Origin of the sequence: Paenibacillus sp. p3-SID1389, assembly GCF_025151705.1 — a bacterium.
Taxonomy (GTDB): domain Bacteria; phylum Bacillota; class Bacilli; order Paenibacillales; family Paenibacillaceae; genus Fontibacillus; species Fontibacillus phoenicis.
This window is the reverse complement of record NZ_JALXVO010000013.1, coordinates 62,901-83,733: the sequence shown is the minus strand read 5'-3', so window position 1 is coordinate 83,733 and position 20,833 is coordinate 62,901. Positions and strand designations below refer to the sequence as shown.

22 protein-coding genes and 1 other annotated feature are annotated in these 20,833 nt (G+C 52.8%); of the genes, 13 read left to right on the top strand and 9 right to left on the bottom strand.

The window, feature by feature from the left end:
• The first annotated feature begins 6 nt into the window (after positions 1–6).
• From M3G15_RS07895 to M3G15_RS07870, 6 genes are read left to right on the top strand one after another with little or no spacing between them, the layout of a single operon-like run.
• Positions 7–1,506, top strand: coding sequence for a sugar ABC transporter ATP-binding protein (locus tag M3G15_RS07895; protein WP_260070568.1), 1,500 nt, complete (start codon positions 7–9; stop codon positions 1,504–1,506).
• Positions 1,487–2,470 carry an ABC transporter permease gene (locus M3G15_RS07890; protein WP_260070567.1) on the top strand — a complete coding sequence of 328 codons (984 nt, stop codon included), beginning with the start codon at positions 1,487–1,489 and terminating at the stop codon, positions 2,468–2,470. Before M3G15_RS07895 ends, M3G15_RS07890 begins: the two co-directional genes overlap by 20 nt.
• A 25-nt stretch (positions 2,471–2,495) precedes the next feature.
• A complete protein-coding gene (locus M3G15_RS07885) occupies positions 2,496–3,665 on the top strand; it encodes a Gfo/Idh/MocA family protein (protein WP_260070566.1) in 1,170 nt (389 codons plus the stop codon).
• A gap of 25 nt (positions 3,666–3,690) precedes the next feature.
• A complete protein-coding gene (locus M3G15_RS07880) occupies positions 3,691–4,728 on the top strand; it encodes a zinc-dependent alcohol dehydrogenase family protein (RefSeq protein ID WP_260070565.1) in 1,038 nt (345 codons plus the stop codon).
• Between the two features lie 45 nt (positions 4,729–4,773).
• A complete protein-coding gene (locus M3G15_RS07875) occupies positions 4,774–5,619 on the top strand; it encodes a sugar phosphate isomerase/epimerase family protein (RefSeq protein WP_260070564.1) in 846 nt (281 codons plus the stop codon).
• Between the two features lie 32 nt (positions 5,620–5,651).
• Positions 5,652–6,620, top strand: a complete 969-nt coding sequence (locus M3G15_RS07870; protein ID WP_260070563.1) for a sugar phosphate isomerase/epimerase family protein — start codon at positions 5,652–5,654, stop codon at positions 6,618–6,620.
• Between the two features lie 8 nt (positions 6,621–6,628).
• On the opposite strand, the gene M3G15_RS07865 is transcribed toward M3G15_RS07870, so the two are convergent.
• Positions 6,629–6,991, bottom strand: coding sequence for a hypothetical protein (locus M3G15_RS07865; protein ID WP_260070562.1), 363 nt, complete (start codon positions 6,989–6,991; stop codon positions 6,629–6,631).
• A 217-nt stretch (positions 6,992–7,208) separates the two neighbouring features.
• On the opposite strand from M3G15_RS07865, the gene yunB reads away from it, so the two are divergent.
• Complete coding sequence (gene yunB / locus M3G15_RS07860; RefSeq protein ID WP_260070561.1) at positions 7,209–8,099, top strand: sporulation protein YunB; 891 nt, start codon at positions 7,209–7,211, stop codon at positions 8,097–8,099.
• A gap of 11 nt (positions 8,100–8,110) precedes the next feature.
• On the opposite strand, the gene M3G15_RS07855 is transcribed toward yunB, so the two are convergent.
• Complete coding sequence (locus M3G15_RS07855; protein WP_009224731.1) at positions 8,111–9,163, bottom strand: M23 family metallopeptidase; 1,053 nt, start codon at positions 9,161–9,163, stop codon at positions 8,111–8,113.
• A 165-nt stretch (positions 9,164–9,328) separates the two neighbouring features.
• Here M3G15_RS07855 and lipA point away from each other — a divergent pair, with 165 nt between their 5' ends.
• Positions 9,329–10,225: a lipoyl synthase gene (gene lipA / locus M3G15_RS07850; RefSeq protein ID WP_009224732.1), complete on the top strand. Its 897-nt coding sequence runs from the start codon at positions 9,329–9,331 to the stop codon at positions 10,223–10,225.
• 20 nt (positions 10,226–10,245) lie between these two features.
• Positions 10,246–10,608: a YutD family protein gene (locus tag M3G15_RS07845; protein ID WP_009224733.1), complete on the top strand. Its 363-nt coding sequence runs from the start codon at positions 10,246–10,248 to the stop codon at positions 10,606–10,608.
• A gap of 30 nt (positions 10,609–10,638) precedes the next feature.
• Here M3G15_RS07845 and M3G15_RS07840 read toward each other — a convergent pair whose 3' ends face one another.
• From M3G15_RS07840 to ylbJ, 3 genes are all read right to left on the bottom strand, one after another.
• Positions 10,639–12,132: a S41 family peptidase gene (locus M3G15_RS07840; RefSeq protein ID WP_260070560.1), complete on the bottom strand. Its 1,494-nt coding sequence runs from the start codon at positions 12,130–12,132 to the stop codon at positions 10,639–10,641.
• A 57-nt stretch (positions 12,133–12,189) separates the two neighbouring features.
• Positions 12,190–12,993, bottom strand: a complete 804-nt coding sequence (locus M3G15_RS07835; protein ID WP_036645006.1) for an NAD kinase — start codon at positions 12,991–12,993, stop codon at positions 12,190–12,192.
• 111 nt (positions 12,994–13,104) lie between these two features.
• Complete coding sequence (ylbJ, locus tag M3G15_RS07830; protein ID WP_260070559.1) at positions 13,105–14,328, bottom strand: sporulation integral membrane protein YlbJ; 1,224 nt, start codon at positions 14,326–14,328, stop codon at positions 13,105–13,107.
• Positions 14,329–14,726: 398 nt separating this feature from the next.
• Here ylbJ and M3G15_RS07825 point away from each other — a divergent pair, with 398 nt between their 5' ends.
• Both M3G15_RS07825 and M3G15_RS07820 read left to right on the top strand, forming a co-directional pair.
• On the top strand, positions 14,727–15,104 hold the full coding sequence (locus M3G15_RS07825; protein WP_009224737.1) for a globin domain-containing protein: 378 nt from the start codon (positions 14,727–14,729) through the stop codon (positions 15,102–15,104).
• A gap of 54 nt (positions 15,105–15,158) precedes the next feature.
• Positions 15,159–15,857: a DUF2225 domain-containing protein gene (locus tag M3G15_RS07820; protein ID WP_260070558.1), complete on the top strand. Its 699-nt coding sequence runs from the start codon at positions 15,159–15,161 to the stop codon at positions 15,855–15,857.
• 105 nt (positions 15,858–15,962) lie between these two features.
• On the opposite strand, the gene M3G15_RS07815 is transcribed toward M3G15_RS07820, so the two are convergent.
• A complete protein-coding gene (locus tag M3G15_RS07815) occupies positions 15,963–16,193 on the bottom strand; it encodes a hypothetical protein (RefSeq protein ID WP_009224739.1) in 231 nt (76 codons plus the stop codon).
• Positions 16,190–16,393 carry a YycC family protein gene (locus M3G15_RS07810; protein WP_260070557.1) on the bottom strand — a complete coding sequence of 68 codons (204 nt, stop codon included), beginning with the start codon at positions 16,391–16,393 and terminating at the stop codon, positions 16,190–16,192. Before M3G15_RS07810 ends, M3G15_RS07815 begins: the two co-directional genes overlap by 4 nt.
• A 110-nt stretch (positions 16,394–16,503) precedes the next feature.
• Between M3G15_RS07810 and M3G15_RS07805 the strand changes: the two genes are divergently transcribed.
• Both M3G15_RS07805 and M3G15_RS07800 read left to right on the top strand, forming a co-directional pair.
• Positions 16,504–18,306 (top strand): M3 family oligoendopeptidase, encoded by a 1,803-nt coding sequence (locus tag M3G15_RS07805; protein WP_260070556.1) that lies wholly within the window; start codon positions 16,504–16,506, stop codon positions 18,304–18,306.
• Between the two features lie 208 nt (positions 18,307–18,514).
• On the top strand, positions 18,515–18,931 hold the full coding sequence (locus M3G15_RS07800) for a hypothetical protein (RefSeq protein ID WP_009224742.1): 417 nt from the start codon (positions 18,515–18,517) through the stop codon (positions 18,929–18,931).
• Positions 18,932–19,010: 79 nt separating this feature from the next.
• Here the strand turns inward: M3G15_RS07800 and M3G15_RS07795 are convergent, their stop codons facing one another.
• Both M3G15_RS07795 and M3G15_RS07790 read right to left on the bottom strand, forming a co-directional pair.
• A complete protein-coding gene (locus M3G15_RS07795; RefSeq protein WP_016310922.1) occupies positions 19,011–19,238 on the bottom strand; it encodes an alpha/beta-type small acid-soluble spore protein in 228 nt (75 codons plus the stop codon).
• 164 nt (positions 19,239–19,402) lie between these two features.
• Positions 19,403–20,392, bottom strand: coding sequence for an aldose 1-epimerase (locus M3G15_RS07790; RefSeq protein WP_260070555.1), 990 nt, complete (start codon positions 20,390–20,392; stop codon positions 19,403–19,405).
• Between the two features lie 121 nt (positions 20,393–20,513).
• Positions 20,514–20,788, top strand: a binding site (T-box leader).
• The last annotated feature ends 45 nt before the right edge of the window (positions 20,789–20,833 follow it).

Here is a 20,833-nt window from a genome sequence, read left to right as displayed (position 1 = left end):
GACATCATGGACCGTAACGTACTCGAAATGAAAGGCATCAGCAAAGCGTTTAACGGCGTCAAGGTTCTGCAAAACGTTGACTTTTCCTTAAAAAAGGGCGAAGTACACGCCTTGATGGGCGGGAATGGAGCCGGAAAATCGACGCTGATGAAAATACTGACCGGTGTTTACAACGCCGATCAGGGAGAGATTTATATCGATGGCGAGCCGGTAAGCATCAAAAGTTTCGAGGACGCGCAAAAGAATAAAATTTCGATGATTTTTCAAGAGTTCAGCTTAATTCCCACGTTAACCGTGTCCCAGAATATTTTTCTCGGCAGGGAAGCCAAAACGGCGGCAGGTCTGCTTGACGATAAGGAGAACGAGCGCAAGACGGAGCGGCTTCTCCATGAACTCGGCGTAAACATCAAGCCTACGGAACTGGTGCAAAATCTGGGCGTCGGCTATTGGCAGATGACCGAAATCGCCAAAGCGCTGTCGCAGGAAGCCAAAATATTGATCATGGATGAACCGACCTCTTCGCTGACCAAGAGCGAAACGGAAATTTTGTTCTCTTTTATCAGACGTCTGAAAGAAAAAGATTATTCCATTATCTATATTTCCCACCGGATGGATGAAATTTTTCAAATCTGCGACCGCGTCACCGTGATGAGAGACGGAAAGAAGGTTACGACGGAAGTGATCGCCGAGACGGATATGGATACGGTGATCCAGCATATCGTGGGCATGGAGTTCAACAAAGCGTTTGAGTGGAAAGAGCGGAGCTATTCGACCGATTTGACGCCGGTGCTGGAAGTGAAGAAGCTGACCTCGGGAACGAAGGTTAAGGATGTCAGCCTGCGCGTCTATCCGGGAGAAATTGTCGGCATAGCCGGGTTAATGGGAAGCGGAAGAACGGAGCTATTGCGGGCGATCTTCGGAATCGCGCCCATCGAAAGCGGCGAAATTTTGATCGAAGGGAAGCCAAAGAAGATCGGCAGCGTGCGCGACGCGATCGAAGCCGGGCTGGCGCTGATCCCGGAGGACCGACGGATGCAGGGACTGGTGCTTCAGCACAGCGTAAAGGAGAACATGATCCTGCCGATTTTGTCCAAGCTGAAGAAAGGATTGCTACTGGACGACAGAAAATCGAACCAAATCAGCGAGCGCTTTGTGCGGAAGCTGAATATTAAGACGGATGGCATTTTTAAGCAGGTGAATCTTCTGTCCGGAGGCAATCAGCAAAAAATCGTCTTGGCCAAATGGCTGGCTAACGAACCGACGGTGCTGCTGCTGGACGAGCCGACCATCGGCGTGGATATCGGAGCGAAGACGGAAATCATTGATATCGTGCGGGAAATGGCCGACAGCGGCAAAGGAATTGTTGTTGTTTCTTCGGAACTCCCCGAACTTCTGGCGCTTAGCGATCGGGTGATCGTGCTGCATGAAGGACGCGTCAAAAGAGAACTTGATCGCAGAGACATTCAATCAGAGGAGGAGCTGCAATATGCAATCCAGGGATTCTAACGTGCAGACGGCCAAAACGGCGCTTAGCCTCAAAAAATTCGATTGGCGGGATTATATCGTTTATTTGGCGTTTGTAGGCGTGTTCATTTATTTTTCCGCCATGCTGTTTGACGACGGATTCCTTACGGTCGGCAATCTGCTCAATATCGTAAGGCAGACGACGACCATTACGCTGATGGCGCTTGCCATGACCTTCGTCATTAGCACGGGGGAAATCGACCTGTCGGTCGGCTCCATCACCGCCCTATCCTCGCTGGTCGGCGCGCTTGCGCTGCAAGCCGGATTCGGGCTTCTTGGCGGCTTGATCGCCGGGGTAGGCGCGGGCCTTATCATCGGCCTCATTAACGGGCTTCTGGTGACCAAGGTGGCGATCCCCTCCTTCCTCGTTACCTTAGGGACGATGGGGGCGGTCAAAGGGATGGCGATGTGGATTACGGGAACGGCTCCGGTATCCATTGTCCATGAACAGTTCAACTTTATTTTCGGATCGGGGGATATCGGTCCTGTGCCGATTCTGCTGATTTGGACTTTAGTCTTCACGGTGATCGCCCATATTCTGCTTCGCAAAACCTCCTTTGGCCGGCAAGTGCTGGCGATCGGCGGGAACGAGAGCGCGGCGCGTTTCTCCGGCGTCAAGACGATGAAAGTGAAGCTTTGGGTGTTCTTGGGCACGGGCTTTATGGCCGGATTGGCCGGGCTCTTGTATGCGGGGCGCATGAACGCCGGACGATTTTCCTTCGGCGAAGGAGACGAGCTGTCGGTTATTGCCGCGGTCATTCTGGGCGGCACTAGCCTGTTCGGAGGAGTGGGCACGATCATTGGCACGGTTGTCGGCTCGCTCATGATCGGAACGATTAACAACGGGCTGATCATTATGGGACTGGACGTCAGCCAGCAAATGATCATTAAGGGATTGATTATTATTCTGGCGGTAGCTTTCGGCAAAAAAGCGATGAAGAAATAAGAACCGAATTGGGGAGGACGGAGAGATGAACAAGACGATCAACGTTGGCATTATCGGGAGCGGATTTATCGGACCGGCCCATATCGAAGCGATCCGCAGGCTGGGATTCGTTCAGGTCGTCGCCATCGCCGAGCAAAATGAGGAAAAAGCCCGGGCTGTCGCCGAGAAGCTGAATATTCCTAAGGCTTACGGGGATTACAAGGAACTGCTTAGCGATCCGGACATCGACGCGGTTCACAACTGTACGCCCAACCATCTGCATTTTGAAATCAACAAAGCGATCATGGAAGCGGGCAAACATGTACTGTCGGAAAAGCCGCTGGCCATGGATGCCAAGGAAAGCGCGGAGCTGGTTAGGCTGGCGAGAGAAAAAGGGGTTGTCCATGGAGTCAACTTTAACTACAGACAGTACCCTATGATGAAACAGGTTGCGGAAATGGTTCGACGTGGCGATCTCGGCAGTGTCTACCTTGTTCACGGCGGCTACCAGCAGGATTGGCTCCTGTACGACACGGATTTCAACTGGCGGCTGGCTAAGGAGGTGGGCGGAAAATCCCGCGCTGTGGCGGATATCGGCTCCCACTGGTGCGATACGGTGCAGTATGTGACCGGGAAGCGGATTAAGGAAGTGTTAGCCGACCTTTGGACCGTACATCCGGTGCGCAAAAAACCGAAGGTAGCCCAAGTCACGTACAGCGGCCAGGCGCCGGACGGCGATGGCTATGACCCGGTGGAGGTCAGCACGGAGGATTATGCGTCGGTGTTGATTCATTTTGAAGACGGCACTAAAGGGGTGTTTACCGTTTCGCAAGTAAGCGCAGGCCGCAAGAACCGGCTCAGCTTCGAGCTAAGCGGAAGCGAAAAATCCGTGTTCTGGGACCAGGAAGAGCCTGCCCGGCTGTGGATCGGGCATAGGGACCAGCCGAATCAGACGCTGATGGCGGACCCGGGGCTGTTCTATGAAGGAGCGAGGGACGCGGTTCATTATCCCGGAGGACATACCGAAGGCTGGCCGGATTCGATCAAAAATATGATGCTTCGCTATTACACCTTTATCCGGGAGGGGAAAGATCTGCTTAAGGAAAGGGCGGATTTTGCCACCTTTGAAGACGGGCACTTATCGATGTGTATTACGGATGCGATTCTGCAAAGCCATGAGCAAAAACGATGGGTTCAGGTTCAGCATCTGCTCTAATAAAAAAAATTGGGAGGGACCAGACATGAGTACGACGATGAAAGCGGTCAGTTTTCCGGGGAACAAAGCGGTGGAGATCAGGGAGGTGCCGATTCCGGCTCCGGGCCCGAGAGAAGTGCTGATCCAAATGAAGGCGTCGGCGATTTGCCGCAGCGACATGAGCTTGTATTACGGGAACAAAGGCGTCGTCGGGCAAGGCAATACCGGAGCCGTGTATCCGGGCCATGAGCCGGCCGGACAAATCGTACAGACAGGTGAGGGCGTTGAGCGCTTCAAGCCCGGCGACCGGGTAGCGGTCTATCTGGCGGTCGGCTGCGGCGAATGCCAGTTCTGCAAGAGCGGCTATAAAATGTTCTGTAAAGAATGGAAGTGCATCGGGTTTGACCGGCATGGCGGGGACGCCGACTACATCGCTGTACCGGAGGACAACTGCATGAGAATTCCGGACGGCATGAGCTATGTTACGGCCGCGGTGTCCACGGATGCCGTAGGCACCCTGTACCATGCCCAGAAAAGACTGGCCGTCAGCGGCCGCGACACCATTGTGATCTTTGGCCTCGGTCCGATGGGCGGCGCTGGCGTCATGGTGGCTAAAGGGCTGGGAGCGACGGTGATTGCCGTGGATATGCTGGACGAGCGCCTGGAGATCGCCAAAGAGCTCGGCGCGGACTATACGATTAACGCCAAGGAAAATGTATTGGAGCGTCTGTCGGAGATCACGGGAGGACGCGGCGTCGACGCAGGCATCGACTGCTCCGGCAATCCGGTTGCGCAAAATACGATTCTGGACAGCCTTCGCCCGCACGGCCGAGCCGCCTTTATTGGAGAGGGCAAAGAAGTAACGATCAAGCCGAGCGAGCAATTGATCCGTAAACAGATAACGGTGATGGGCTCCTGGTATTTCCCGATTTTCGAATATGACGAGATCGCTAAGTTTATTCAGGATAAGCGTCTGCCGGTGGAAAAGCTGGTATCGCACACCTTCAAGATCGAGGAGGCGGAAACGGCGTTCCGGATGTTCGATGAGAGAAAAACGGAAAAAGCCGTGTTCGTCTGGGAATAAAGAAGCCGGATACCCCAATTTATTCCATATAAGGAGAGATCGAATATGAAAGGCATCTCATTCAACACTTGGACGTACAGCGGGTTCCCGGTATGGGTTCCTTCTTACCCGCTGGAAGAGGCGATCCGCAGAATCGCTTCCTTCGGTTATGACGGCATTGAAATCGGCTGCGCCAGCCCGCATGCCTGGCCTGAGACGGTGACGAAGGAACGCCGCGCCGACATTCTGAAGCTGCTCAAAGCGGAGAATCTGAAGGTATCGTCGATGCTGCCCGCTCCGGGGGGCGGGCCCGGCAACAATCCAAGCTCGCCGATCGCGGAGGAGCGCCGGTACACGATCAATCATTACAAGGATGTGCTTCGTTTAGCCCATGATTGGGAATGTCCTACCGTCATGTACATTGCCGGTTGGGTCGTGTACGGCACGCCGCAGTCGGACGCCTGGAATTACAGCCTGGAGGGGCTCGTCGAAATCGGCAACTATGCGAAGGAGCTCGGCATTACGATCGTTGTCGAACCGACGCCGGCGGACAGCAATCTAATCGAAACCGCCGACGATGCGCTGCTGCTAAGCGAACAGTCGGGCCTGTCCAACGTCAAAGTCATGTTCGACACCTTCCATGCCCTGTACCGCAACGAAGTGGCAAGCGATTATGTGTACCGGATGGCGGACAAGCTGCATCATGTGCATCTGGCGGACAGCGACCGCCTGCCTCCGGGACAAGGACGCTGCGACTTTACGGAAGTCTTCAAAGCGCTCAAAGCGATCAATTACGACGGTTACCTTTCCATGGAAGTCGGGTTCCATACGCGGCAGGCGGAGCCGGACTGGTATGCGAAAACTTCCATCGAATATGTGAGAGCGAAATTGAAGGAACTGGATTGGGAGTAGTTATGTAGCTGGAATAAAGGAGGATGAGCGGGATGAAGTTAGGCGTGTTTACCGTTATATTTCAAGATTTGCCGTTCGAGGATATGCTCGACCGGGTGAAGAGCTACGGTATTGAAGCGGTTGAAATCGGTACAGGAGGATATCCGGGCAGCGCTCACTTGAATGCCGATCTGCTATTGACCGACGAGCGCAAGAGAGATCGGTTTTTGGCCGCGATTCAAGAGAGAGGGCTGACGATCTCGGCGCTTAGTTGCCACGGCAACCCGCTCCATCCGAATAAGGAGCTCGCCCGGGAGTACCACGAAGCTTGGAGGAAAACGGTTCTGCTCGCTTCCAAGCTGGGAGTGGACACGGTGGTCGGATTTTCAGGATGTCCGGGCGATTCGCCGGATGCCAAGCGGCCAAACTGGGTCACCTGCGCGTGGCCGCCTGAATATTTAGAAACGTTGGAATGGCAGTGGCAGAAGGTTGCCATCCCCTATTGGAAAGATGAAGAGCGGTTTGCCAGAAGCCACAGCGTAAAAATCGCTCTGGAAATGCATCCCGGATTCCTGGTGTACAATCCGGAAACTTGCCTTAAGTTGCGCGAGCATACCGGCCCCAACCTCGGAGCGAACCTCGACCCGAGCCATTTGTTATGGCAGGGCATCGATGTTGCGGAAGCGATTCGGATGCTGGCGGAACAGGACGCCTTATTTTATGTTCATGCGAAGGATACGAACCTGTCTTCGAGGAATGTGGCCCGTAACGGCGTACTGGACACCAAACCTTATACCGATTGGCTGAACCGTTCCTGGACTTTCCGCAGCGTAGGCTGGGGTCATGACGCGTCGGTCTGGAAAGAGATCGTCAGCACGCTAAGAATGGCAGGCTACGATAACGTCATCAGCATCGAGCATGAAGACGGATTGGCTTCGGTGCATGAGGGACTCTCCAAAGCGGTGGGATTTTTAAAAGAATGCATGCTCACCGAACCTCCTGTTGATGCTTGGTGGGCTTAAAGGCGTTATTACCCGGCGCTTTCAGGGCAGTTTAATTTCACGCAGAGCGCTTTTTGGTTTAATTGCAGATCTTTCATGTATGTATCGATTTTTGCCGCCAGATGATTGATGATGATTCGCTCGGCTTCCTCAATATGTCCCTCCCTGCAAAACACGGAAGCTATCAACCTGCCGTCGCAGTAATGCTTCGTTTCCAGCACGGCGGTGTTGAGCTTCTCTTTATACAGTCTTTTTACGGGGCCGGTTGCCGCTTTGATTTCATAATAACGGTTTGTTTCGATCAGCAGTTTCCATGGCGTGACCTTGAATTCCAATTGATCTTTGTGCAAATTGCCGACGACCTGATACAAAAACTTTTTGGAGCTGTTCATGCTGAAAATCCCCTTGCAAGACGGTTTATATTTTGTATAATTATGCGATTTGTAGCAATGATTAAGTATAATTTACCAACAAACGATTCTAATGAACTATAAAACAAAAAAGATTGAAAAACAAGGGCAAAGCGCCAAACAATCCGCTTCGTCCTTCTTTTTTTTCCTGTCCGGCATAATTTGTATAGTAGTGTTACCGCTGCAGGGGGGATGAAACATGCGGATACGACGACGACGCGGATGGCGAAGCCGAACAAGGCGGCCGAAGCATAGACGGACGATTTGGATCGTTCTTGTGATCATCACGGTGATCGGCTTGGTGCAATTTGTGCAGTATGTCGAACGCCGGATGACAGGGCCGATCATTCATCTGGCGCAAATTCGAGTGAAACAAATCGCTACGGAATCCATTAACGACGCCATCACCGCGCAGGTGGCGAATCAACAACAGGTCGAAGAATTGATCGATTGGAAGATGGGCGATAACGGGAAAATTAGCGGGTTTATGCTCAACTACTCGGCCCATATGAAGGTGACGTCTGAAACGATTCAAACGGTGCGGCATACGCTGGTGGAAGTCGCCCGATTATCGGAATCCATCCCGCTGGGGCAAGCTCTCGGCAGTCCGATCCTGGCTTCCTTTGGTCCCAGCATCCCGATCAAAATCGAGCCCAAAGGGGATGTGAAGGTTGACCTGAATACCCGGCAACAGGATGCCGGGATTAATATGATTCTTGTCGAAGTGTACCTACGGGTAAAAACGGAGCTGGCCGTAGTCGTCCCGTTTGACATGGAGTCGCAGACGGTCGAAACGGAAATCCCGGTGTCCTACCTGCTTGTGGTCGGAGATGTGCCGATGTACTACTATGACAGTAAGGGCAACCCGGTTGGTGAAGGCCAGGCAAATGCACCCAACATTGCGCTTCCGGTGCTGCCCGGTGACAAGGATACGACTGAGCCGCTAACAAAGGATAAAGCGGTTTTGCCGGATGGAACTGGAGGAACAGGGGATTCCAATTCCGCTGGGAATACAGAGGCCGGGAACAAGGGATCAAGCTCGGAGGAGTCGGAAAGCTCAGAGACATCCGATGCGGGGGGACATGAATAAAAGGGCGCCGATTATTTGGTCGCCCTTTTATTTTTTTTGGAACGTTCGGCTTGCTCCCATTTCTTCAGCAGAGGGTAAGGATCAAACGCCCATTCCGTGCTTCCCGTATCCCGATAGATTCCGTAATGCAGATGCGGCGGGAATTTTCCCGACGTTCCTGGCGGACCATATCCGCTGCTACCGACCCAGCCGATCGTTTGCCCGGGTTCGACGAAATGACCGACCTCGATTCCTTTCTCATAACCTTGCAGATGCGCATAATAGTGGTATCGGTTTTGGATATCCCGGATACCGATGCGCCAGCCCCCGTAGGGGTTCCAACCTTTTGTTTCCACAATCCCGTAGCAGACGCTGCGTACCGTGACGCCCATCGGGGCAAAAATATCCGTTCCCTCATGGATTCGGAGGCCGCCCCAGCCGCGCCGATCTCCCCAGGTATCGCGATAGGTATAGGAACTGCGCAGCGGAAGCGGAAAGGCGCTGTCCGTTAAGTCCAGCTTGCCCCAGTGCTTGTACATTTTCGCGAATTGGCGAATCCGTTCGACGGCAGCATCATTTTGATAATAACGCCATAAGGCGATGCGGAAATCCTCATCTTGATAGCCAAAGCTGGTTAAGTAAGAAGCCAAGGTGTACAAGGCGTCTCGATCGTTCTTCGGATCGGCCGCGCCATCTGCGGTGGCGTCTTTCCCGACGCCGCCAAACAGTTCGATGGTGGCCGGATTCCGGTCCTCGGGATCGGGATTCAGCGGCCCAGTCCAGAACGCTTCCTTGAAGCGAAATCCGGTTACGCGCTGCTCTTGCTGTTGTTCCTTACGCGGCGTGATGGTGCGTTCATATTGATCCACAGCCGAAAGCCAATACCAGGGAACATTCGTCAACAACTCCATTTCTTCGTACAAGGTGCGTCGTTGCTGATATACGCTGACTACCGCCTTCTCTGCTGTTCCTGGAGCGTTCGCCTCTGCAGCGCCTATGCCGGATATCGGCCAAAATGAGGTAATCAGCATCACGCAGGCGATGCACCAGAGCGCTTTGCCGCGGGCAAACCGTTGAGACTTCAAGGCAAGTATTCCTCCTTCGCCTTTATTTTGCACGCGATTCGTGACCCTCTTAGATTGAGGCAAACGCTGTTTTTTTATTCCATATGCGAAGTAGGTTTTTCCAGCGGTTTCATGATATAATAAATGGCGCTACAGCTTATATCACAAGAAGGAAGGTCTTGCGCTTTGGCTAAACAAATCCAGGAACCGAAACCGGATTGGATTCGTATCAAATTGACGACAGGTGACAACTATCAAGACATCAAGCAGATGATGCGCTCCAAAACTTTGCATACCGTTTGCGAAGAAGCGCGTTGTCCGAATATATATGAGTGCTGGGCCAACCGGACGGCAACGTTTATGATTTTAGGCGATATCTGTACGCGGGCATGCCGCTTCTGTGCGGTAAATACCGGGATGCCAACTGAGCTCGATTTGCAGGAGCCGCAGCGCGTGGCTGAAGCAGCGGAGCAGATGAATTTGCGACACTGCGTTGTGACCAGCGTAGCCCGGGACGATTTGAAGGACGGCGGGGCAAGCATTTTTGCCGGGACGATTAAGGCGATCCGGGAACGCTTGCCGTTCTGCAGCGTAGAAGTGCTTATTCCAGATTTTCAGGGGGATGAGGAAGCGCTGCGGATCGTAATGGATGCGAAGCCGGATATTCTGAACCACAACATCGAAACGGTGGAACGGTTATCTGACCGCGTTCGCGCGAAGGCGAAATACCGCCGCTCCTTGGAGCTGCTCCGGCGGGCGAAGGAGATGCGGCCGGAGATTCCAACGAAGTCCAGCATTATGCTGGGTGTCGGGGAAGAGTGGGACGAGATTTTGCAGGCGATGGACGATCTGCGGGCCGTGGACTGCGATATTTTGACGATCGGGCAATATTTGCAGCCTACTCCGCAGCACCTGCGCGTAGAGAAGTATTATAAGCCTGAACAGTTTGCAGAGCTGAAGGAAGAAGGCATGAAGCGCGGCTTCAGCCACGTGGAATCCGGCCCGCTCGTGCGCAGCTCGTATCACGCGCATGAACAGGTCCAATCGGCCAAGAAACAAGCCGGCGTACCCGTTTTGCCGTAAACCGAAAGGAGGATGGAGCTTTGATTCAAATTGGCGGCAGAACCTACGAATTGATTCGGAATTATCGGGATGCGTGGGATCCTGAAGCGTTTAAGCAGCGTTACAGCGAAGTGCTTGACCGCTATGATTACATTATTGGGGATTGGGGTTACGAGAAGCTCCGCCTCAAGGGTTTTCTGCGGGACAACCATCCCAAGGCCAATCGGGATACCGCGTATTCCGGCATCACGGATTATATTAACGAATACTGCAATTTCGGCTGTGCTTATTTCGTTCTTCAGAAGGTGCGGGACAACCATAAGGACAAGGACGCAGCGAAGGACAAAGATGCCGGAAACGGTAAAGACGTTCAAGTACAGGAAACAGAAACGGCCCCCGAATAATCGGGAGGCCGTTTCTGTTGTTTTATGTTATTACTTCATAGATAAGTTCAGTATACCTTGTTTATAGCTCCATGTCAGCTTCGGATATTTCTTCTGGAACTCGTGCAGCTCGAGATAAGCTTCACCATCTACAACTTTGATCGTTTTGGCGGCCAAGGTAAATCCGGTTTGCTTCCCAAGCGAATCGGTGATGGTTAACTTCCCGTTCTTCGAATTCCACACCGGCGTTCCTTGAATCAGCGACGATAATAAGCGGGAAGGGGCGTAAATGAGTTTGCCGTCCTGAATCACATCGATATATCCCGGGAAAGCCGCTCCGTTAATGTTCAGCGAGGCAGGTCCGCCGGATACGCTGATATGCCGTACCCCGGCTGCATACATCCCGGTAATCAACTGCGCTGCTGCATTGTTCTTCACCTCAACGTCCGGCTTCAGCCCCACATGGTTGAAATCCAGCTTATTTGGCGTCAAGTAGGCTTGGACTGTCAGCTTCAATGAGCTGCCGTTGGACAGCGGGAATACGTTCTGAATGCGCGCCTTCCCGTAAGTTTGATCCCCCACAACCTTGGCGATTCCGTTGTCGCGCAGCGCCCCCGTCAAGATTTCCGATGCGCTGGCGGTCAGGCCGTTGGTCAGCACCACGACCGGCATCCCGATGTCTTGGCCACCCGTGATTTCAACGGGCTGCAGCTCTCCGCTTTGGCCGGAGGTGTACATCAGGATCCCCTCCTTCATGAACTGCTTGGCGATGTTGGCCGCCGATTCGACGTAACCGCCAAGATTGTCACGCAGGTCCAGTACGAGAGCGCCAATCCCTTCCTTGCGCAGGGCGGCTAATTTTTGCGCAAATTCCTCATCCGCTGTATCGGAGAAGGAGGTCACGGCGATGTAGCCGACCTTGCTGGAAGGAATGACCTTGCCGGTGACGGAAGGCAATGAGAAATGCGCTCTTGTGATCGGAAATACTAGAGCCTGTCCGTTCCGGTTGATCGTAATGGTGACTTGGGTATTTTCCTCCCCTTGAATCCGTGCGACATCCTCGCTGCTGGTTACCGGCTTCGCATCCACCTTGGTGATGATATCGCCTGCCAGAAGGCCGGCTTTGGAGGCTGGAGAATTGGGCAACACGTCGGTGATGTACAGCTTGTTGTTATAGAAGCGAAGCGTAACTCCGATGCCAACGAACTCCTGATTTACGCTATTCTCGAAGCTCTCCAGTTCATCCTTGGAATAGTAATCGCTATAGGGATCGTCCAGCGTATAAACCATGCCGCGTATCGCATTATCGAGAAACTCCTGACGCTCAACGCCTTCAATGTTGTAGGCTTCCAGATAGTTCAGCACTTCCTGAAGTGTCTGAAGGTCTGTGGAGGTTTCTGACGTTCCCAGCTGAATGATCGTTCCAGCTGCGGTGGTACCGGCAGCGCCTGCCGTCCCGGCCGCTCCAACCGTCTGGGGCAAGCCCAGCAAGGCGAGGGACAACACCGGGATGAATGCATACTTGCGGAATGAGCTTAAGATCATATTCAGTTCTTCCTTTACAATATTTTCGATATCCAAAGAGCTTGTCAGACCTGCCGATTAGTCCAGGAACGCATTGCGGACCCGGTTCCAAAACGGAAACGGCCGATAACGGACAAAGCTGATCTTCTGATCCGACACCTGGCAGCGTACGGACACTAGATCGTCCATCGGCAGGTTGACGTGGTCAATGGTCAGCAATAAGCGCTGTTCCTTGCGCGAATAAATGTCGCAATGATGATGCTTGGGCAGCACCAACGGAGAGCCTAGCGTCCGGAACACCCGATTGTTGATCGAAGCGATCTCTGTGATCTGCAGCGCTTCAATCGTCGGATGGATCATCGCTCCCCCCAAGCTCTTGTTATAGGCAGTACTGCCAGAGGGGGTGGATACGCAAATGCCGTCGCCGCGGAACATTTCGAACATTTGGTCATTGATGTCCACTTGGGCAACCACAGTGCCATCGACGCCCTTCAGCGTAAATTCGTTTAAGCAAATGTGGGAAGAGCTGCCCGACCTCTTCTGAATCTCCAGATCGATTAAGGGGTAACGGACGATGCGCGGCCTGAGCAAGCCGGGATCTGCATGACCGCTCATCATTTCCACCAGCTCAGGAATTTCGTCGGCTTTCCAGTCGGCGTAAAAGCCCAGATGTCCCGTGTGAATTCCTACAAATGCGATGGAAGGAATCTGATCGATAAACGTATGGAAGGCATGAAGCATTGTGCCGTCTCCGCCGATGGAGACAACGATGTCCGGGGATTTCGCATCCAGCTCAAGCCCATGCTGCGCAGCAAGCTTATGAAAGGTTTGGCTTAATTCCACAGACAGCTGATCGCCGCGGTCAAGTACAAAGTATCTCAAGTTGACAAGCTCCTTTGAAAAAGGCTGTTCAAAAACGAACATTATTTTGAACATGCGCTTGAATATCCTTTTGTAAAGATCATAATCAATTCGTCCGCAGAACACAACGTTTCATTTTCGGTGCCGCTGGCGGCGAATGATTTCGGCCAGGAATGACAAAATAAGTAGGATGGCCAGGGTCACCAGGAAGAAACGGGACGCTCCCGGAACAGCCCCCCAACCGTAAAGCACTTCTTGGCCTCCAAACTCAGGAGGATGAATCGCCCACGCCGGCGCGGCCCCCATCAGGGGGTTCCAGAGAAGCAGCAACAGCCCGGCGGAAATCACGGCATGAAGGAGCCTAGCGATTAGAAAAGGAAAATAACGCAGGTCAGCTCCATTTAAGATGCTGGCCACTTGGGCATGAACCGATAAGCCCCCCCAAGAGAGAATGAAAGCTGCTGCTGCGGCTTTGAACTGCAAAGGGATTCCCTCCGGCGCCGCGGATGCTTTAGCGCCCAAGGTGACTTCAAACAAGCCGCCCATGAGGGGCTCGGCTAACTGGCTGGGCAGACCCAGCAGCGGCAGCAGCTGTTGGAACCCGGTATATAGGAAGCCCATGAAGCCCGAAGCGGTGAGCACCTCCAGGATCACGGAAAAAAATACGACCAGGCCGCCTACTACGGTCATCAGCTGCAGGGAGGAGGCAACTGCCTGCCGCAGCAGCTCTCCGAGGCTGCGTCCGTCCTGAACCCGGGCTTCATGCATGGCCTTAAGCGCCAGCTTCAGGCTGAAGCGCCCGGATTCATCGCCTTCACCGGGATCTGCCGGCAAGTTACGGTCCGGACGGTAGAAGCGCATGACCAGGCCGATCAGCAGGGCCCCTCCATAATGGGTCAAAGCGAGCGCCCCGGCCAGCTTCGGATTGCCAAAGAAGCCGACAGAGACCGCCCCGATGAGAAAGATGGGGTCGGATGACGTCGTGAACGAGACAAGTCGTTCTCCCTCTACACGGGAAACGAGCCGTTGCTCGCGCAGCTTGGTCGCCAGCTTGGCGCTGACGGGGTAGCCGGAAGCAAACCCCATCGCCAGCACGAACCCGCCGCTGCCCGGGATCCGAAACAAGGGCTTCATCAGCGGGTCCAGCAGCTTGCCGAGAAAATGCACAATCCCAAAGCCTAGCAGCACTTCGGATATGACGAAGAACGGGAATAGGGACGGGAACAGCACGTCCCACCAGATGGCGAGGCCGCGAACCCCTGCCTGCCAGGAAGCTTCCGGGTAACAGGCCATCAGAACGGCCAGCATCAGCGCGGCAACGAGCAACAAAACAGCCGTTAAGCGTTGGAATTTCATGGGTACGCCTCCACATCAAATCATAGTGAAGTGTATGAAATGAATGGGACAAACAGCACAAAAAAATAAAGGAAGCGGTTTCAAAAAAGGGCTGATATTTTTGAGCTTCTATGCTAAAATGATGCTTAAGACCAATATAGAACTTTAGTACCAGCTATCATTTCATCAAACATGGTGCAGCAGCCAAATTTTGAGGATGGAGTGATGTTCATGAGCATTGTCGCAGGTATTCTTGTCTGTGCTTTTGTTTATGTCATTCGAGCCGCTCTCGTCCATCCCGGCGAAGAGGATTGGCGCAGCTACTGATAGATTGAAAGACCGCATTCGAGTAGAAGCTCCTTTGGTAGGAGCTTTTATTTTTTTTTGATATAATAAGGAAAAACGGAGGCGGTGAACAGATGAATCAAGGCTTGAGTCTATACGACAACCTCGGCGGAGAAGAGACGATTCGGCGGTTGGTGGAAGCCTTCTATCCGCGGGTTCAACGTGATCCGTTGTTAGGACCCTTATTCCCGGAAGACATTACTCCGGTCATGGAGAAGCAATTTATGTTCTTGTCGCAGTTTTTTGGAGGCCCGTCCCTCTACTCTGATGCCTTTGGTCATCCGATGATGCGTGCCCGGCATTTGCCGTTTCCGGTGACGACGGAACGCGCCGAGGCTTGGCTGGCCTGCATGAAAGCTGCGCTGGAGGAGATTGGAGTCGAGGAGCCGCTGCGAGGGATCGTGCTGGAGCGTCTGTCCGGCCCGGCTTTTCATTTCGTGAACACACCTTAGACCGATGAACTAATGTGCCGGGCAGGGCAGATTATTGAAAGGAAGTAGGACGTTTTGGAACTTGAACCGCTTTATCAGATCAAGGTCACTTGCATCCATTGCCAGAGTGAATTTTCGACCTCGCGTGTGCGTCCGAGCTTTAAACGGGCTGTACGTACGGATACGGATTTTTGCGGCTATTATCAGAAGGAGAATCCGGATTATTACGTCGTTCGGGTATGCCCGTCCTGCGGTTTTGCTTCGACGGAAAATTCGGTATCCCGCTTGACCGACCGGCAAAGAGCCCTCTTCCAAGAGGCGATCGGCAGCCGGTTTAACCAGAAGGACTATGGCGGGCGCCGGGATTGGGAGACTGCGATGGAGACGTACAAGCTGGCGCTGATTTGCGCACAAACCATCGGCGAAACCGACCGGATTATTGCCAGCTTGCTGCATCATATTGCTTGGTTGTATCGATACAAGAACAACGTCGAACAGGAGAAGCGTTTTCTGGAGTATTCGCTGGAAGCCTACATCCGCGTTTACGAAAAAGAAGGCGTCGGCGGCAGCGATGCCCGCCTGATGTATTTGATCGGCGAGCTGAACCGGCGGATTGGCAAGTACAACGACGCAGTCAAATGGTTTGGGCGCGTCATTAATGACAAGCGGATCATGGATGCGGCGATGATTCGGGCATCCCGCGAGCAATGGGCGCTGCTGCGCGAAGAAATGATGAATGGCGGACATGAGCTGCCTGAGGAAATGCGCGGTTGACGGAACGGACAAGCAGACATCCAAGCGTAGACATGACGAAGGGCCGTATCCAGAGGAAACGGCCCTTTAGATCGCTAAAGGCGACCTGGTCACTTTACGTTATTTCTACCGGACAACCTTATCGGTTAACAGGTAATCGTTGTCACAGTCAAGGACATGTAGCTTGTTCCCGCAGCAGGGGAAGACGAGCAGCTTCTTCTTCCCCTCGTGGATCGATTTCAACTCGCGGGGCTTCAGAGGCAGCAGCACGTTACGGCTGGAGCAAAATGGGCACTCATGGACATACACGTCCCCCATGACAACATCATAAGGCCACGTTTGGTTAAAGGGGATCATGAAGGCTCCGGTTCGTGACCGGCTTGGCTGGCATCTCCGGCTTCCGCTTCTGCGGAAGGCTGGCCTGCTTCTTCTTTCGCCAGTTCTGCGATTTTTTGCATTAAAATGTGCTGCGGCATATGCATAAGGTGCTCGACCGGCACCTTGAGTTTTGCGGCTAATTTCACGGCGGTATCCGCCGATATTTGCAACGGTCTCATGGAAATCCCCCCTGTATTCAGACAAGCGTTATAATAGAGCATCCTCTACTAGCATACACTGTTATCCCATAAGGCATCAATTATAAACGATACGGAAAGGAAGCGAACTTATGTCAAGATTCGTAGGAACCCTTCAACCCACTTGGGACCTGGAAACGATTTTCCCGGGAGGCTCTGCCTCCAAAGCGCTGCGAGATCATCTGGATGCTCTGGAACAGGACATTGCCGCATACCAGGCGAAACTGCAAGAGCTGCAGGCCCCGTCTACTGTAGAAGAGACTAAGGCGTTGGACAGTCTGATTGTGGATCTGCAAGCAGCAGACAGCCGTCTGTCCGAAGCCGGCAGCTTTATCGGCTGTTTGACGGCGCAAGACCAGCACGACAAGAAAGCTCTCCAGCTTGACGCCAAAGTCACTTCGTTAAACGCTGCATTCAATAACGTGATGACTTTATTCTGGAACCTGCTCCGATTGACGAACGATGAGGTGTGGGAAGCTTGGATGCAGCGGGAGGAAATCGCGCCGATCTCCTTCTTGCTTCGCGAGAAACGGGAGCAAGCGCGGGAGAAGCTTGCGCCGGAGCTGGAAAATCTGGTTTCCGATCTGGCAGTAGACGGTTACCACGGCTGGGGTCAGCATTATGATACGATCGTTGCCAAAGTGGGAGTCCCCTTTGAAGAGGACAATGGTGAGGTCAAAATGCTATCCGTCGGCCAAGCGGCCAACAAGCTGGATGATCCGGACCGGAACGTGCGCGAGCGCGTGTTTCCAAAATGGGAGGAAGCCTGGACCAAAGCGGAGGACTATTGTGCTGATGCGCTGAACCGCTTGGCAGGGTTCCGGATCAAATTGTACGAGAAACGCGGATGGGACGATATCCTGAAGGAACCGCTGGCCCTTAACCGGATGTCCAAAGCCACGCTGGATGCGATGTGGCAAGTGATCGTCGAGAACAAGCCGAAATTCGTCGCTTATCTGGAGCGCAAAGCCAAGCTGCTTGGGGTGGAGAAATTAAGCTGGACCGACGTGGATTCCCCGCTGGGCCAAGCCGCCGGCAAAATTACGTACGAACAGGCGGCCGAAGACATCGTCCAGCAGTTTGGCAAATTTAGCCCGAAGCTGGCGGAGTTCGCCACCATGGCGTTTAACAAGCGCTGGATCGAGGCCGAGGACCGTCCTGGTAAACGGCCGGGGGGATTCTGTACCTCTCTGCCGCTGAGCAAGCAGACGCGGATCTTCATGACGTTTGGCGGGAACGTATCCAACGTATATACGTTGGCGCATGAGCTGGGGCACGCCTATCACCAGTACGTGATGGAGGAGCTGCCGAGATTTAGTCAGGATTACGCGATGAACGTCGCGGAGACCGCTTCGACCTTCGCGGAAATGATCCTGGCTGACGCCTTCGTCAAAAATGCGGCAGATGATCAGCAGAAAATTGTTCTGCTCGCCGATAAGGTGCAAAATTCGATCAGCTTCTTCATGAATATTCATGCCCGCTTCTTGTTTGAAACCCGGTTCTATGAGAAACGCCGGCAGGGATTTTTGGATGCCGCCGAGTTGTGTGAATTGATGGAAGAAGCACAGCGCGAAGCCTTCCAGGGGGCGCTGGGCAGCTATCACCCGCATTTCTGGGCATCCAAGCTGCATTTCTATATCACAGATGTGCCTTTCTATAATTTCCCTTACACCTTTGGGTACATGTTCAGCACCGGAATTTATGCGCAAGCGCTGCGTGAAGGCCCAAGCTTTGCGGCGAAATATGATGCGCTGCTGCAAGACACCGGCCGGATGACAGTGGAAGAGCTGGCTGCCAAGCATCTGGGCGTGGATTTAACGAAGCCGGATTTTTGGCGCGATGCGATGGCGGTATGTGTGGCCGACGTTGACGCTTTCTTGGAATTAACCCAATAACCAACTGTATCTGCTTCACAGGTTTAGGTCCTCGAAAGAGGGCCTTTTTTGTTGCAGAATTTTGTCGGAAGATAGAAGAAAATATTGGACTAACAAGACATAATTAGTAAATATATAGCATAATGTTGATATAAAGGGAAATTTAACCTATAATGTGACATAAGACCTATACCATAGGTTGCATTCTTTGGGGGAAAGGTGGGAGAATATGCTGAAAGCCGAGCAACTATCGCTGGTTAGGCAGATCGACATGGTTTTTAAGGAACTGGAGGAGGAGCTGTCGGGGTTAACTTCGGGTACCGTATTTCTGCAGATCCGGAATAATACCATCGGGAAATTTGGCATCCGCCACAATCCGATTGCGGGTCGAAACGGGCAGCTTAGTGAAGAACCCTACGGACTAAATGCAGAACAGATCCACTCTTTTCGAAAAATGGCGATTGAAGCGCTGAAGTACAAGCGGTACTGGACGCATGGCGAGATCAGCTACGAATTTGCCCTGCGCCAAGGGGCCGTAGTCGTGGATGCAATCATGGAATCGAATTATAACATGGCCAATTTGCTGATCCAACGGTATCCGCAGAAGGAGAAAGGCGCTAGTACATACCGAAAGCTGTCTTCCTAAAGGGTTCAACATTCAAGGGAAACAGGCGATCTGCTAAGCAGACCGCCTGTTTCTATAGAGGGTAATGGGAGGATGCAAGTTACAGGTTCGAACGACCCGACAATTGCTGCTCCGCCATTTGAACCAAACGTTTCGTGATATAGCCCCCAAGAGAACCGGTTTCACGGGAAGTATAGTTCCCATAGTAACCGTCTTGCGGAATTTGTACGCCCAATTCCTGAGCTGCTTCCATTTTCAGTTGTTGCAGCGCAGCAGTTGCTTGAGGAACAATAAGGTTATTACGGCTTCCGCGGCTTTGACCTGCCATGTTTGTCACCTCCTTTGGCGTTTGTGATGTTAGTATGGTTCGTAGGGTGCAAAATATGCGGGGAGCTTCAAAGCTATGGCAGTGGTAATTATTTCTTCTCGCCGAGAAGATTTGTTATCACGAAAAAAACGCCTTCCAACGGAAGGCGGAAATTTTGAAAAAGGTTAAGCTTCGTTATCATTACCGGTATTCGGATAGATCATTTCTAGGGAAAGATTTAATTCCAACGTTTGTTGCGGCGTCAATTCGATCAGCCCGGTCTCACTGGCGGGAAGGTTCAAATTTGGAGCGTCCGGCAACCAAGTGTATGGTTCAATGCAGAAGAATTGATCCGCTTCCCCCTTGGAGTAGATCACCCAAAATTTAAAATACTCAGGATCCGCTGCGTAGCGCAGGCCATAGCCGTCGTCGCGCAGCATCAACGCTTCGACCGGCTTATCTCCGATTCGCAGCATCGTATCGCAATTCACGCCTTGCAGATTCATGCCCGAGTTTAACGCATCCCATATCCCTAGCGGAGCGGTCTTTCCGGTAGGAATGTTCTCCTCGTCCAATTCGTAAAGCTCCGTCACCGGCAACTTCACTTTCCAGCGCCCAGGCTCGCCGTCAATTCGAAACCAGGTATGCAGCCCCAAACCGAAGGGGGCCGGGTTTTGACCCAGGTGCGTAATTTTGAAGGTTTGCGTTAATCTTGCCCCTTGCAGTCTGAGCGTCATTTCCAGCTTCAAGGGCTCAGGATATTGACGGATCCAATTTGGATCGTCAGAGGTTTTGAATTCCGTTGTGATGGTGCAGCCTTCGTCGTCTTCTTCGATATCGCTCACGCACCAGCTTTGCGTACGGTGCAGACCGTGGATGTGGTTGTCATTTGCCGTATTGCGATCAAATTGATATTCTTGCCCGGCATACGTGAATTTCCCTCTGCGAATGCGTCCGGGGGGAGTTAAGAGCGGGATGCCGAAATGATATGGCTTCTGCAGGTAGAAATCAAGTTCGTTCTCTTCTGGATGACGCAGCACATCGCGCTGCTGGACATTGTCCCATATACGAATGACGTTATTTCCTAGGCGAGGTAGCAGCGTGACTTCAAGCTCGCGGCTATGTAAGATGTACGTATCGTAACCGTTCCATTGCCCTTTGGTCACCTTTTTCATATCGTTGCTCCTTTTCCCACATAATCAGTTCCTTAAGCTAGACTAATCATAACACTTTTTGCGTAAGACGAAAAATAGATTTGACACCACCGCTGGTGTTATTTATGATGATAGGCATAACGAGAAAGCGTTGATGAGGGGAAGTAAGCGAAGTTTCCGTTCTGCAGAAAGCCGGTGGTTGATGCGAACCGGTGAAGGAGCTTGTGCCGAATGGGCCTCGGAGCGCCGGGTTGAACGCAAGAGGCGGCGAGCCTGTTGTCAGTAGGCCGGCCGGGTCATCCACGTTACGGATTGGAAAGGCTGATCTTGTTGAGGCATCGCGTCTAAGCTGACCGCGAACCCCAATGCTCCAACCATCAGCAAATAAGGGTGGCACCACGGTCTCACGTCCCTTGCGGGCGCGGGGCCTTTTTGCATTTTACCAAAACCGGGGTCTTACTC